Genomic DNA, 14,697 nt, shown 5'->3' on the forward strand with positions numbered 1-14,697 from the left:
GAAATGACACTTATTTACGTCACGGTAGGCTTTCTGGTAGCGCTTCAAATCGCGATTCCTTTCATTGTGAAACGGACAGTCGTGTTTGGTGTGACGATACCCTTTGATGAGGTAAAGAACACACAGCTTCGACAATACAAAAAAAGTTATGCCATCCTGACACTTTTCATCTCCATCCTCGTTTTGACAATCTATTTCATCTGGTCAACAACGAACACACCCAGCGAAAACCACCTCATATTGGCAGGATTATGTATGCCTTTTGTCATCTTATTTATTTCGATGGCCCTTTATTTTTATTTTCATATGAAAGTCATTTCGTTGAAAAAGCAAATGCAGTGGTTCAAGGACCGCAAACAAATCAGGGTGTCGGAATTGAACCTCCGGACGAAAGATGAAATGCTTCCCTGGATGGTGTATACCGTACCCATGGTGATCACAGTTGCACTGATCGTGTTTACTTTAATGAATTACAACAGCTTCCCGGACCAGATCCCAACCCACTGGGGGCCAAATGGAAAACCTGATGCTTTCACCAGTAAAACCTATCTTACCGCGCTGAGCCTCCCACTGGTGTTACTGATTATGAACGGGATGTTCCTCGGGATCAATGAACTCACCAGAAATTCCGGGATTAAGTTGAGTGCTGGTAATGTTAAGGCATCACGAATTCGTCAGCTCCGTCTTCGAAAATACACGAGCTGGCTGTTGTTCTTCATTTCCGTTCTGGTTTCCTTGTTGTTTACGTTCCTGCAATTCACCACATTATATGAAAACAGCGTCAGCGACCTGCTGATCATTACAACGCCACTTGCTTTCTCTGCACTCGTACTGATCGGGAGTATCATACTGGCAGTCAAAGTAGGAAAGAATGATTCAGATCTGGACGGAGAAATCATCGGTGAAGACTCATCGGAAGTAATCAATGCAGACGACGATCAATACTGGAAAGGCGGTCTCATCTACTTTAACCCTGAAGATCCCTCCATCTTCGTCGAAAAACGCTTCGGAGTAGGCTGGACACTGAACTTCGCCAGACCACTGGGATACATCGTCCTCATCGGCCCCCTCCTCATCATATTAATCGTAACTCTATTATAATCTTGAGGGACGGACCTCTTAAATCGAGCAATAACGTGATGTATACGTACTGCTGATTTGAGGCCCGTCCCTTTCATGATGCGGTTTTCATGATTTAATCTCCTCCGAAAATCTTCCTTACCACACCGAGAATCGAGGTCCGTCCCTCTACTAAGCTACTCTACTAAAAAAGGCTCAATCTCTGGAAATTCGGGATTTGTTATGGACAGATTGTTCGGAATACTATATAAATAGTAGATGGAAACTCACAAAGAAAACGTTTACAACATGAGACGACAAGGAGGATTCTATGTTAGATGTGCTAGACAAGATTAATTCATTCTTATGGGGGACACCAAGTTTAGTGCTATTATTCGGGACAGGTCTTTTCCTGACATTTATGTTAAGAGGGCTTCAGTTCCGAAAATTGATGTATGCTTTTAAACTGGCTTTTACGAAGGAGAAACCCACTGCCTCATCTGATCAATCTGAAGGGGACATCAGTAACTTCAAAACGTTGATGACGGCTTTATCTGCTACGATTGGGAATGGGAACATTGCCGGAGTCGCAACGGCCCTGACAATCGGGGGGCCCGGGGCCATTTTCTGGATGTGGATCGTGGGCCTTCTCGGGATGGCGACGAAGTACGGAGAAGCCCTTCTCGCCATGAAATATCGTGTGAAGAATAAAAACGGGGAATACTCAGGCGGGCCTATGTATTATGTAGAAAAGGGCCTCGGCAGCAAGTGGAAATGGCTCGCCGTCGCGTTTGCCCTATTCGGTGCATTCGCCGCTCTCGGCATCGGGAACAGCGTTCAGTCCAATACGATTGCCGACGTCATGGGCACAAGTTTTCACATTAACAACCTGACAACGGGTATCGTTCTTGCCGTTCTAACGGGGTTGATCATTTTCGGAGGAATTCAGCGGATCAGTACTGTTGCTTCTTTCTTCGTGCCGATCATGGCGTTCCTTTACATTGGAGGCTCACTGACCATTATTGTCCTGAACTATGACATGATCATCCCTGCTTTTAAAATGATTTTCTTCTACGCATTCAATCCTGTAGCAGCTGCCGGTGGTTTCACGGGAATCATCATCTCAGAAGCGATCCGCAGCGGGGTATCCAGAGGTATTTTCTCAAACGAAGCTGGACTTGGTACCGCCGCGCTGATTGCCGGTAATGCGAAAACCGATCACCCTGTCAAACAGGCTCTCGTTGCCATGACTGGCACCTTCATCGTCACGATCGTCGTATGTACCATGACCGGTCTCGTGCTATTGATCACAGGTTTCTGGGATCCGACCGGCGGAGCGATTTCGGGTGTCGGGCACGCACCAAGCCTTGACGGCGGAGCATTGACGAGCGCCGCGTTCGGACATGCCCTTGGTGTGGTTGGAGAATATATCGTGTCCTTCTCCGTCATCTTCTTTGGATTCTCGACGATTGTCGGATGGTACATGTACGGGGAGAAATGCTTCGAGTATATTACGAATTATCGATTTGCCAATTCCTACAGGCTTATTTATATTTTTGCCACTGGCCTTGGGGCAGTCGCGAATCTAGACCTGGTTTGGGCCTTTGCCGATATGTCCAATGCATTGATGATGATTCCGAATCTGATCGCATTATTATTACTCTATAAAGTGATCGTTTCCGAGACGAATCATTATTTTAATGAATATATGCCGATGATGGAAGCTCGTCCCAAAAGGAAAGCAAGCTAAAGAGAAACCCGGTGTGAACAGTGTTCACACCGGGTTTCTGAATTTATTCACGCAAACCACTTATGCCACATATGATCATTTCTGCCTCTGGCAAAGGCATCCACACGGTTCGGCCCCCAGGATACGGCACCAGGGGACGAACGTACGCCTCCCCGGGGTGCACCAAGGTCCTCCCAATTGCTCCAGCGGGAACCGTTCCACCATTTGTGCCACATATTGTTGTTGTCTCCACGGACAAAGGTATCGATGCGGTTCGGTGCCCATGAAGATGCTGCTGGGGCGCCTTCAAACCCTCTAGGCGGAGAACCGAGATCCTCCCAATTACTCCATCGTGAACCGTCCCACCACTTATGCCACATCCGGTCGTTGTTTCCCCGTACAAAGCAATCGATGCGATTCGGCCCCCAGGATACGGCACCAGGTGAGTCCCTCAAACCGCCCCTTGGAGCGCCAAGGTTCTCCCATTGACTCCAGTTTCGTCCGTCCCACCACTTATGCCACAGATTATTATCGTATCCTTGGACGAACACATCCAGTCGATTAGCTGACCAGGATGACACCGTCGGATCTCCCTTGAAGCCCCGCGGTGGTCCGCCGAGATCTTCCCATTCACTCCATCTTCGGCCGTCCCACCATTTATGAAAAAGAATATCCCGGTTTCCTCTGACAAAGGTATCAATCCGATTCGGTCCCCATGATACGGCTGCCGGCGAACCCTTCAGGCCTCTTCTCGGTGCACCAAGGTCTTCCCAATTACTCCATCGTGAACCGTCCCACCATTTGTGATACATTCGATCGTTTTCTCCTCTGACAAACGTATCAAGCCGGTTCACCTGCCAGGAAGCAGCGGCGGGGGATCCCTTCATCCCGCGTGGCGGTGCACCCAGATCCTCCCATTCCCTCCAGTTGGCACGGGAGTCAAATGGATCAGGGTAACCTGCCTGTGTAACAGCACCCTGATAAGGATCATAGTAGTGAAGATTCTGTGGATAATATTCCTGTTGTGGAAAATACTGCTGATAAGTATGTGGTAAAAGGATGTCTTCATAATCATTTCTTACTTCTGCTCCAAATGGATAGCACTCATAGGGAATTGCATAGACCGGATACCGTCTCTGAAAAAACATACTGCATCCCTCCTCGCATTTACTGTATGCAAGAGCCCAGGTGGAGGAGTATGTACATATTTATTCAAAAAAAGACCTCCCCACATGAGGTGGAGAAGATCCATATCACTTATACCATATATTCTCTATATTTCTCAGCATCACTCACCTTACATTCAAGGGTAAGCTTCGTTCCATTTTCTTCATACTCGGTTTCTAATACATTGGCATTCTCATTAAAATAAGAGATCAAATGCCCTTTATCAAACGGAATCAGCATTTGACAACGTTTATAGTCTTTAAAGATATAGCTTTTTACTACCTGAAGGAGATCCTCGACCCCTATTCTATTTTTTGCAGAAAAATAAATGCGATCCTTCTCGACTCTCGGTACTTCCTCATCAACCATTTCAGCTTTGTTGAATGCATAAATGACAGGAATATCCCCGGTACCCAGTTCATCAAGGGTTTGATCCGTCACCTTCATCAATTTTTCATAATGGGGGTCGGAATAATCCACCACGTGTATAATGAGATCCGCTTCCACCACCTCTTCAAGGGTAGAGCGGAATGCCTTGACCAGCTGATGAGGGAGTTTATTGACGAATCCGACGGTATCAGTCAGGAGAAATTCCTTCTTGTCGGGTAACGTAATGTTCCTTACCGACGTTTCCAGGGTTGCGAATAGCATATCCTTTTCGAATACCTGCTTGTTCTCGTTCGGATGGAACGTTTCTACAAAAGCATTCATCGTTGTCGACTTCCCTGCATTGGTGTAGCCGACAAGAGAAACAACGGGGATTGCACTCTTTTTACGCTGCTTTCTCTGCGTGGTCCTCAGGTCGACAAGTGAATCCAGTTCTTTATTCAAAGCCGTGATTTTCTCTTCGATCCGACGACGGTCGAGCTCTAGCTTCGTTTCACCGGCACCACGGTTGGCAAGTCCCGAACCTCCGCCTTGACGGCCCAGTGATTCACGACGTCCCACAAGGCGTGGAAGCATGTATTGAAGCTGTGCCACCTCGACTTGAAGCTGGGCTTCCCGGGTTTTCGCCCGCTCTGCGAAGATATCAAGAATCAGCATCGTTCTGTCCATCACCCGGACGTCCAGTTTTTCCTCCAACACACGAATTTGCGATGGGGACAGTTCATCATTGGTGATAAGTACATCAGCATCCCACTCTTCAATAAGGGGCAGCAGTTCGTCAATCTTCCCTTTTCCGATATAATGTACGTGATTCGGCCGGGGCAGGTTCTGTGTCAGTTCACCGACCACATCGATATGCCTCGCTTCTGCTAATCCATTCAGCTCCAGCATCGAATATTCAAAGTCATTGTTCTTATCTTTTGTATTAACGCCTATGGCGATGGCTTTTAATCTTTCTTCCATTATTGGTTCACTTCCTATCAAATATTTTCGTACAAGAAAAGCACAGGCTGCTGCCTGTGCTTTTAGTAAATGGATTTTTGAATATACCGATGGAACACGAAGAAGCCCGCACTTTCCCCGTATGACTGTAATGAAAGTCATCGAAATAGTACCATTCAGTATATATTCAATTCTATTTTCAAAGGGAAAGAAGAACTCCCCTTTCTCCATGCACGTTAAATGAAGAATTCCTTTAAAAATAGTCAGACCGATCCCATTTACCCTGCACACAGGCAGAGCCTTTGAACTTATTCAATTAAGCGTTCAAATTGCGGATGCGAAGTCTGATCAAAATCAAAAGGAAAACCTCCATTTCTCATAAGTTACCCCCATTCTACCACACCTAACGAAGAATGGGAAGATATGGTTTGAGGGACGGACCTCCAAATTGGCTTATCAGGGCTGTATTACTGTACCAATTTAGGTCCGTCCCTCACCACGTTACCCCACTAAACAAAAAAACCTCCAATTCTTCTCACTTCCTGCTTGAATCACTCAAATGGAATGTGGGAAAATTGGAGGTCCGTCCCTAAAGAATATTATTCAGTACCCTTTTTCCACTCTTCTTCCTCAATCAGCATCTTTCCCGGCCAAGTATAGGCCATGATCCCGCCGTCTGCTGTGATGTCTTCACCTGTAACGTAAGAGCTGTCGTCAGATGCAAGGAATAGGGCCACTGTCGCCATTTCTTTCGGTCGACCAAGGCGTCCCATTGGAGTGATCCACGTATTGGCTTCCCTGAATTCTTCACCCATCTTCTCCTGCTTACTTCCCACGAGATCATCAATTAAAGGGGTCTTGATTGTTCCAGGGGAAAGGGAGTTCACCCGTATTCCATCTCTTGCATAATCTATTGCCATTGCCTTCGTGAAATTGATGATACCGCCTTTGGCTGCATTATACCCTGATCGGTCGAGGTCTGCCGCATGGCCGGACATGGACGCCGTATTAATAATGGAGCCTCCATTTTCAAGCATTAACGGGATTAAATACTTGCTGCATAGAAAAGTCCCCCGTAAGTCCACTGCCATGATTCGATCAAATAATTCCACTGGATATTCGTGCACTTTTCCACCCTGCTCATCTACCCCTGCATTGTTAAACAGAACGTCAATATGATGGAACTGTTCCTTTACCGTACTTGCAAAGGTTGTGACACTCTCTTCACTGGAAACATCAAGGTGATATGCTTCAGCCTTACCACCCTTCCCTCTGATCTCCTCTACCGTCTTGTTCATTTGTCCAATATTCACATCTCCACAGATCACTGTAGCTCCCTCAAGGGCAAACACCTTAGCAGTCGCAGCCCCGATACCCGTTGCTGCTCCTGTAATAACCGCAACCTTATCTTTTAACCTTCCCATCTAGTAAAACCTCCATGATTTGATATATCTCATGGAAAGTCTTTTCCCCTTATGTGAAATACTAAACATAAGGGACGGACCTCTAAGCCACCTAATTTAAGCTCCCGAAAATCATATTTTGAGGTCCGTCCCTCAACACGTTACCCTACTAAAGAAAAAAACCTCCAATTCTTCACGTTTTCCATTTGATCAACAAATGGAATGATGAAAAGTTGGAGGTCCGTCCCTGGATTAGAGAGTGATAGTAATTAACATCCCAAAATACTGCAAACAGCGTTCTTCAATATAGAAACAAGATTACTGTTCGGAGCCAAGATTGATACTAACAACCAGGCGACTAGTAATAAAACGGCGATTAGAAAGGTAACAAGACCTAATGGCATATAAAATCCCCCCTTTCTATCAGGAATTCTAGTAAGTGAGCTCGCTTACAAGGTTATTCTATGAAAATTTGATAGAGTGGGACCGGCCATTATCATATGAAACAGAAAAAGGGCAGAGCCCTTTCTTAACAAAACCTTCACAAACAATAGGTACTTCGTGTGATTGAGATACGTTTCACATAGGTATACACTATGCTGGAATGAACATTCATTCCGTATTACCGTTATGAAAGGCTGAACGAGAATGTCACAAGCAGTAAATAAACGGGACAGCATTGTAGAGAGTTCCCTTATTCTTTTTGCAGAACGGGGTTATGATGCCACGACGATTCCCATGATTGCGACGTCTGCCGGCGTTGGAGCCGGTACGATTTATCGATACTTCGAAAATAAAGAAGTACTTGGGAATACGCTCTTCAAAGAATATGTTGATATGTTGAAAGAAACGGTGAGAAAGGATTTCCCGTATGAACAGTCGATTTGAAATCAATTTCACCATATTTTTCATTCAATGGTTCTTTTTACAAAGGAACAAAGTCAAGCCATTTACTTTATCAAAACACATAGCAGCGCCCACTTTTTAAATGAAGAAAGTCACCAAAGTTTCGAAGGCCTCCTGAATATCTTTAAATGCTTCTTCGATTCAGGAAAAAAGAAAAAGGAAATCAAGAATCTCCCTTCAACGGCTTTGATCGCAATCCTGTATGGTGCTTTTCTTGAGCTGCAGCAACTGGTCCGGATCGGGGAATTAAAGCCTGATGTCACCATGCTTAATGACGTAGAGGAAAGTATGTGGGACGCTGTCCGATTACACGGGTGAGAAACAAATCGTTTCTCACTCCCCAGCGGAATGAACGTTCATTCCGTAAGCTAAACAACTATGACGAGGTGAAGGAAAAGATGACACAACAAACACAATATCCACAACCGAAAACATATGGACCCCTCGGGAGTTTACCCGTTATCGATAAAGAAAAGCCCCTTCAATCATTTATGAAGCTTGCAAGAGTACTGGGACCGATCTATCAGTTCCAGTTCCCAGGGAGAACGAGTACCTTTGTTTCAAATGCTTCCCTTGCAGAGGAAATCTGCGATGAAACCCGCTTTGACAAAAAAGTGGGCCCGGCCCTTCAAAAAGTGAGAGCTTTCGGTGGAGACGGCCTATTCACGAGTGAAACGGAAGAGATCAACTGGAAAAAAGCACATAATATCCTTCTCCCCAGCTTCAGTCAGCAGGCGATGAAAGGATATCACGCTAAAATGGTGGATCTCGCCACCCAGCTCATCCAAAAATGGACCCGTCTGAATCCGGCAGATGAAATCGACGTTCCTGAAGACATGACCCGTCTTACCCTTGATACAATCGGACTTTGCGGTTTCAATTATCGCTTTAACAGTTTCTACCGTGAAACTTCCCATCCTTTCGTAGACAGCATGGTTCGCGCATTGGACGAAGCGATGAACCAATCCCAGCGTCTTGGAGTCCAGGATAAACTGATGATCAAATCAAAAAAACAATTCAGAGAAGACATCGAGTATATGTTCTCCCTTGTCGATGAATTGATTGCCGAAAGGAAGGATAACGGGGATCAAGGTGAAGATGACCTACTCTCCTATATGTTGAAAGGAACAGATCCTGAAACAGGCGAAGCGCTTAGTGACGAAAACATCCGTTTTCAAATCATCACATTCTTGATTGCAGGGCATGAAACGACAAGTGGACTTCTCTCCTTCGCCCTCTACTTCCTGATGAACAATCCGGATAAATTGAAAAAGGCTCAGGAGGAAGTCGACCGCGTGGCGGGAGATGACATTCCTGACTATAAGCAAGTGAAACAGATGAAATACGTCCGTATGGTCTTGAATGAAACACTTCGACTTTGGCCGACCGCCCCTGCTTTTTCTGTCTATGCGAAAGAAGATACAACACTGGGGGGCAAATATGATGTCCAAAAGGATGATGTGTTCACACTGGTCATTCCTGAACTTCACCGTGATTCATCTGTGTGGGGTGACGATGTGGAAGCCTTTATTCCGGAACGATTCGAGGATCCTTCATCCATTCCGTACCATGCATATAAACCGTTCGGAAACGGACAGCGAGCCTGCATTGGACAACAGTTCGCCCTCCATGAAGCCACACTGGTCCTTGGTATGGTGCTTCAGCACTTTGATCTGATCGATCATAAAGACTATACATTGGATGTAAAAGAAACACTGACCCTTAAGCCGGATGGATTAACGATGCGGGTAACACCACGTAAGCCTGCCCTGCCATTCTCTATTGCCTCCAAGGGAGACGAAAAAGCAGATGAAGTCGCTAAGCCCACTGTGGTTGAATCTTCCCACGGAACACCTTTACTCGTTCTATATGGCTCAAACATGGGAACAGCTGAAGGATTAGCCCGGGACTTAGGAGAATCAGGGCGTCAGCAAGGATTTTCGACGGAGGTTGCTCCTTTAGATGAATACAGCGCCGGACTCCCTGCAAACGGAGCTGTCCTGATTGTCTCGGCTTCCTATAACGGAAATCCACCTGACAATGCTGGTGAATTTATTTCCATGCTGAAGAAAAGTCAGACAAGTGAATTTGAAGGTGTCCGCTACGCTGTGTTTGGATGCGGTGACCACAACTGGGCCACAACGTATCAGCGTATCCCGAACTTCATTGATGAACAACTTCACGAAAAAGGAGCACACCGTATAACAGAGGTCGGCCATGGGGACGCAAGTGATGACTTTGAAGGAGATTATGAAAAGTGGGCAGGTGCTCTTTGGCCGAACCTGGCAGAAGACTTAAACATCGAACTCCATCAAAACGATCAAATGAACAGCTCCATTACCTTGAATTTTGTCAGCGATGTTAGTGACACACCAATTGCCCGCACACATCATGCTTTCACAGCCGTGGTCAATGAGAACATGGAACTGCAACACGCAGAAAGCGGCAGGAACACAAGGCATATCGCCCTCACCTTACCAGAAGGTGTTACGTATCAGGAAGGAGATCATGTTGGAGTCCTTCCGCAAAATCCGTCGACACTTGTCGAGCGAGTGCTCAGTCGATTCAATTTGAACGGTCAGGACAACGTTCAACTGACGGGAGACTCCGGTAAAGCGGCTCATCTGCCTACCGAAAAACCGGTGAAACTTCACGAATTACTGGCGAATTACGTAGAGTTCCAAGAACCTGCCACCCGTTCTCAAATTCGTGCTCTTGCAGCTCATACTGTTTGCCCTCCTCACGTTGTTGAGCTTGAGGAACTATTGAAGGATGAGACATATAAAGAAGCGGTACTAAATAAACGCATTACGATGCTCGACCTTGTTGAAAAATACATGGCGTGCGAAATATCTTTTGAAGGATTCCTGGCACTGCTCCCTCCTTTAAAGGCACGCTATTATTCAATTTCAAGCTCACCTTTATACAAAACAGGTGAAGCCACCATCACCGTCAGTGTTGTCCGAAGCGAAGCATGGAGCGGTAATGGTCAATACAAGGGAATTGCATCCAACTACTTGGCTGAACGTGAAGCCGGTGACAAAATCGCCTGTTTCATAAGCACACCACAGTCGAACTTCCAGCTGCCTGAAGATACAGAAACGCCGATTATCATGGTTGGTCCTGGAACAGGAATTGCTCCGTTCAGAGGGTTCATCCAGGCACGCAGCGTTCTTAAGGAACAAGGGAAGTTGCTCGGCGAGGCACATCTCTATTTCGGTTGCCGAAACCCTGAGCACGACTACTTGTATCAAAGCGAATTGGAGAAAGCTGAACAAGAGGGCATCGTCACCCTGCACACAGCATTCTCAAGATGCCCGGGTCAAGAGAAAACCTACGTCCAACACCGTTTAGCAGAAAATGCAGGAGACATCCTTCCGTTACTGAAAGATGGCGGACGCCTATACATCTGTGGTGATGGAAGCAAAATGGCACCCGATGTGGAAAAGACATTAGTAGAAAGCTACATGCGTTTCTATCAAACACCAAAAGAAGAAGCCGAGACATGGATGCGATCATTGGAAGAAGAAGGTCGATATGCGAAGGATGTTTGGGCTGGAGCATGATTGGAGAAAAGCGGACCCTTATGGGGTTCGCTTTTTCTTTTTGGAATGGAGTTTATCTGTTTGGAGTGATTTCTCTTATAAATTGTTTCCAGAGCAGATCAGGACATGATAAGATGCCGCGCTTCTGGCGAGGTCCAGGGAGCAAGTCTGCGTATCGCTGATAAAATCAAGATTCCGCACATAATTCACCTTCCTCCCCCTCCCCTCAACACTTATCTCATTATCTAAATCCCACGCAAAAAAACAGCGAATCCAAAAGAATTCACTGTTTTCTCTCTAATTTTTTCCCAACCGGTATCCAAATCTCACTTCTAAACGTATCAGAACCAACATCTTCACTTTCATTCCCCAACATCTCCGGTCCCTCTGCCAGTTCATAGCATGAAGTTGGAATTCCATTCATCATTAATCCACCCCCACAGGTGCTCCATTTTGCAGGGTATAGAAATCCAGTGACACAACCGCTCTACCCCCTCGCTTCATGCACCTTCAACAACTTTCCCTTCACCGTCGTCTTTTTCATTGCCTGCAGAACCAGCGGCCCTTTCCCGTTCAGTATCTCTACGTACGATAGATTCTCCTGGATGGTGATGATACCGATGTCATCAGCCGTTACTCCATCAATCTTGGCTATCGTCCCTACGAAATCGACTGCCCTTATTTTCTTTTTCTTTCCGCCGTTGAAATAGAGCTTCATGATGTCTCTGTTCAATTGCTCGCTTTTATCCATTTTATAATCGGGTTCCTCTTCCAGCTTCCGTTCAAAATCATTCTTCCCATTCGCCACAGCCCCCTCCGTAGGGGCCTCAAGCTTAGGGATTACAAACCCGATATACTCTTCAATCTCCCCAAGGAATTTATTTTCGTAAGGAGTGCAGAATGTGATGGCTTTTCCTGCCTGCCCCGCTCTCCCCGTTCTTCCCGTACGGTGTACATAGCTCTCTTTTTCCATGGGAATATCGTAATTGATGACGTGGGTGATGCTTTCAATGTCAATCCCACGTGCCGCCACATCCGTCGCAACCAGATAACGGAATTCTCCCCGTTTGAAATCATCCATTACTTCGAATCGCGCTTCCTGGATCATGCCTCCATGAATTTTATCCACAGGGTAGCCTGATCGATCCAGTTCTCCACACAACGTATCCACATTTTCCTTCGTCCGACAGAAAATGATGCAGCTATCCGGGTTTTCAACGGTTGTCACATCCTTCAGAAGTGACAGCTTATCTTCTTCCCTCACTTCAATCACAGCATGATCGATTTTATCCGTTGTGATGCCCTTCGCCTTAATTTCAATGTGAACGGGTTTTTTCATATGTTTATGACACAGAGTCTCGACATCTTCTGGTAAAGTAGCCGAGAAGGTCAGCGTCACACGATCTGTCGGTAACTCCTGAATGATGGATTCAACCTGATCGATAAACCCCATGTTGAGCATTTCATCCGCTTCGTCAATCACAAGATAGGAAAGCTTATCCAGAGGGATAGTCCCCTTTTCAATATGGTCGAGAACTCGACCAGGTGTCCCGACGACAACATGATTTTTCTGCTTCAGTTCAAGCTTCTGACGATGAAAAGGGGATTTCCCGTATACAGCGGCTGCTTTGATCCGCTTATATCTGCCAATATTCGTGATATCTTCCTTTACCTGCACGGCCAGCTCACGGGTCGGAGTCAAAATCAGGGCCTGCGGCTTGTTTTCCTCCCATTCCACCATTTCACAAAGGGGGATCCCGAAAGAAGCGGTCTTTCCACTTCCCGTTTGAGAACGTACAACCAGATCTTGTTTCTCAAGAGCGAGTGGAAGCACCATGGTCTGGACTTCTGTAGGGGCTTCATACCCTAAGCCTGACAATGCTCGTACAATCTCTTCACTAAGCTTATAATCTTTAAACTTCTTCATTGTCATATCATAACCTCATTCATTTTTTCTTATTTTTCATAGGAAAGCCGTGATTCAATTCATTCAAAAATACCCCTTTAAAATTCTTTTAAAATTTATTTAGGTATTCCACCAATAGTGTGTTATGCTTTACCTAACCATTTTTAACTTGTAACATGTTGTCTCCGGGACCGACGAACGCTGTCGGTCCCTTTTTATATCCTAAAGCGCAGGCGGCTCGCCCAGAGGCGACAAGCATAAGATGAATAGGCTGGGAAGGCGCTCTTTGCCTTCCTGGCCTATTTAGCTTATGACCTCGAGCCTCTAGCCGCCGGAGCTAGCAGAATCCTAAAGCGCAGGCGGCTCGCCCAGCCCCGACAAGCATAAGACGAACAGGACGGAAAGGCGCCCTTTGCCTTTTTGGCCTGTTTGACTTATGACCTCGAGGGGCTAGCCGCCGGAGCTAGCAGAATCCTAAAGCGCAGGCGGCTCGCCCAGCCCCGACAAGCATAACATAAACCAATAAAAAAAGGACCCTCCTGAGAGAGAGCCCCTTCATCAAAAGCTATTACGCTTTGTTAACGTTAGTCGCTTGAAGTCCACGTTGACCTTGCTCAGTGTCAAATGTAACTTTTTGACCTTCGTCTAAAGATTTAAATCCTTCGCCTTGGATAGCTGAGAAATGTACGAATACATCTTCTCCACCTTCGATTTCGATGAAACCGAAACCTTTTTCTGCGTTAAACCATTTTACTGTACCTTCTTGCATGTGTGTATCCTCCTGTGTGGATATTGAATCCACGATTTATTACTATCGTTGCTCAAGTTAGATATCAAAGGCGAAAAGTTTAAAACTTATTCTTTCCTTACAGACCGAACAAAAATAATTCTTCTTAAGACTAACAGATAATCGAATAAAAAGCAAATGCATTTAAAAATCACCCCAACTCTCCTCCATTAAAGGAATATTCATCACCGTTGTCGAAAGGTATGTTATAAAGGAGATGGACCAATGAATAAAATCGGTTTACTCAAAGCATTAACGAAAGCAAGCAGGGGAAACTTCTTTTCAATCGATCTTCCTGCGCAGTCAAGTGAGGAAGCGGCAACCATCGAACAAGCGGCAGCAGAATTAGAAAAAGAAGGAAAGATCAAAATCAGGGAGTGTACACAGAAAGAAGGTTCTGTTTACATTCAAGGAATCATGAAGTATGCGTTAGCGTAAGGTGCCAATCTTCCCGGCATCTTTTTTTTGCATAAAAAAAGGACCCTCAGGGAGGGTCCTTCTTAAAAGCAATTAGATTTTGTTAACGTTAGTCGCTTGAAGTCCACGTTGACCTTGTTCAGTGTCAAATGTAACTTTTTGACCTTCGTCTAAAGATTTAAATCCTTCGCCTTGGATAGCTGAGAAATGTACGAATACATCTTCTCCACCTTCGATTTCGATGAAACCGAAACCTTTTTCTGCGTTAAACCATTTTACTGTACCTTCTTGCATGTGTGTATCCTCCTGTGTGGACATTGAATCCACGATTTATTACTATTATTGCTCAAGTTAGATATCAAAGGCGAAAAGTTTAAATACTTTCTTTCCTTACAGACCGAACAAAAATAATTCTTCTTAAGACTAACAGAAAATCGTAAAAATAGCAA

12 protein-coding genes and 1 pseudogene are annotated in these 14,697 nt (G+C 45.5%); 6 read left to right on the forward strand and 7 right to left on the reverse strand.

All coding sequences use genetic code 11. From position 1 onward, the window contains the following. The first annotated feature begins 3 nt into the window (after positions 1 to 3). Positions 4 to 1,101 (forward strand): DUF1648 domain-containing protein, encoded by a 1,098-nt coding sequence (locus JI667_RS11875; protein WP_206854477.1) that lies wholly within the window; start codon positions 4 to 6, stop codon positions 1,099 to 1,101. Positions 1,102 to 1,390: 289 nt separating this feature from the next. Next, on the forward strand, positions 1,391 to 2,809 hold the full coding sequence (locus tag JI667_RS11880; RefSeq protein WP_206853710.1) for an alanine/glycine:cation symporter family protein: 1,419 nt from the start codon (positions 1,391 to 1,393) through the stop codon (positions 2,807 to 2,809). Positions 2,810 to 2,856: 47 nt separating this feature from the next. Here JI667_RS11880 and JI667_RS11885 read toward each other — a convergent pair whose 3' ends face one another. The 3 genes from JI667_RS11885 to JI667_RS11895 all read right to left on the reverse strand — a co-directional run bounded on the left by JI667_RS11885 (position 2,857) and on the right by JI667_RS11895 (position 6,708). Continuing rightward, complete coding sequence (locus tag JI667_RS11885; RefSeq protein ID WP_206853713.1) at positions 2,857 to 3,936, reverse strand: carbohydrate-binding protein; 1,080 nt, start codon at positions 3,934 to 3,936, stop codon at positions 2,857 to 2,859. A 109-nt stretch (positions 3,937 to 4,045) separates the two neighbouring features. Next, entirely contained in the window at positions 4,046 to 5,305 is a 1,260-nt protein-coding gene (gene hflX, locus JI667_RS11890; protein ID WP_206853726.1) for a GTPase HflX, read from the reverse strand. 578 nt (positions 5,306 to 5,883) lie between these two features. Beyond that, on the reverse strand, positions 5,884 to 6,708 hold the full coding sequence (locus tag JI667_RS11895) for an SDR family oxidoreductase (protein ID WP_206853730.1): 825 nt from the start codon (positions 6,706 to 6,708) through the stop codon (positions 5,884 to 5,886). A gap of 627 nt (positions 6,709 to 7,335) precedes the next feature. On the opposite strand from JI667_RS11895, the gene JI667_RS22700 reads away from it, so the two are divergent. From JI667_RS22700 to JI667_RS11905, 3 genes are all read left to right on the forward strand, one after another. Continuing rightward, entirely contained in the window at positions 7,336 to 7,575 is a 240-nt protein-coding gene (locus JI667_RS22700) for a TetR/AcrR family transcriptional regulator (RefSeq protein ID WP_244668300.1), read from the forward strand. 15 nt (positions 7,576 to 7,590) lie between these two features. Continuing rightward, entirely contained in the window at positions 7,591 to 7,911 is a 321-nt protein-coding gene (locus tag JI667_RS22705) for a hypothetical protein (protein WP_368077906.1), read from the forward strand. 80 nt (positions 7,912 to 7,991) lie between these two features. Beyond that, a complete protein-coding gene (locus JI667_RS11905; RefSeq protein WP_206853747.1) occupies positions 7,992 to 11,159 on the forward strand; it encodes a bifunctional cytochrome P450/NADPH--P450 reductase in 3,168 nt (1,055 codons plus the stop codon). Between the two features lie 262 nt (positions 11,160 to 11,421). Here JI667_RS11905 and JI667_RS11910 read toward each other — a convergent pair. The 3 genes and pseudogenes from JI667_RS11910 to JI667_RS11920 all read right to left on the reverse strand — a co-directional run. Beyond that, positions 11,422 to 11,578, reverse strand: a pseudogene (locus JI667_RS11910) (AraC family transcriptional regulator); the annotation flags it as partial. Positions 11,579 to 11,625: 47 nt separating this feature from the next. Continuing rightward, on the reverse strand, positions 11,626 to 13,071 hold the full coding sequence (locus JI667_RS11915) for a DEAD/DEAH box helicase (RefSeq protein WP_206853751.1): 1,446 nt from the start codon (positions 13,069 to 13,071) through the stop codon (positions 11,626 to 11,628). Positions 13,072 to 13,612: 541 nt separating this feature from the next. Beyond that, positions 13,613 to 13,813 carry a cold-shock protein gene (locus tag JI667_RS11920; protein ID WP_060671790.1) on the reverse strand — a complete coding sequence of 67 codons (201 nt, stop codon included), beginning with the start codon at positions 13,811 to 13,813 and terminating at the stop codon, positions 13,613 to 13,615. Between the two features lie 243 nt (positions 13,814 to 14,056). On the opposite strand from JI667_RS11920, the gene JI667_RS11925 reads away from it, so the two are divergent. Beyond that, positions 14,057 to 14,269, forward strand: coding sequence for a hypothetical protein (locus JI667_RS11925; protein ID WP_206853754.1), 213 nt, complete (start codon positions 14,057 to 14,059; stop codon positions 14,267 to 14,269). 72 nt (positions 14,270 to 14,341) lie between these two features. Here JI667_RS11925 and JI667_RS11930 read toward each other — a convergent pair whose 3' ends face one another. After that, complete coding sequence (locus JI667_RS11930; RefSeq protein WP_206853758.1) at positions 14,342 to 14,542, reverse strand: cold-shock protein; 201 nt, start codon at positions 14,540 to 14,542, stop codon at positions 14,342 to 14,344. Positions 14,543 to 14,697: the final 155 nt, after the last annotated feature.

The sequence above is a fragment of the Bacillus sp. NTK074B genome (assembly GCF_017303375.1).
Taxonomy (GTDB): Bacteria; Bacillota; Bacilli; order Bacillales; family Bacillaceae_B; genus Rossellomorea.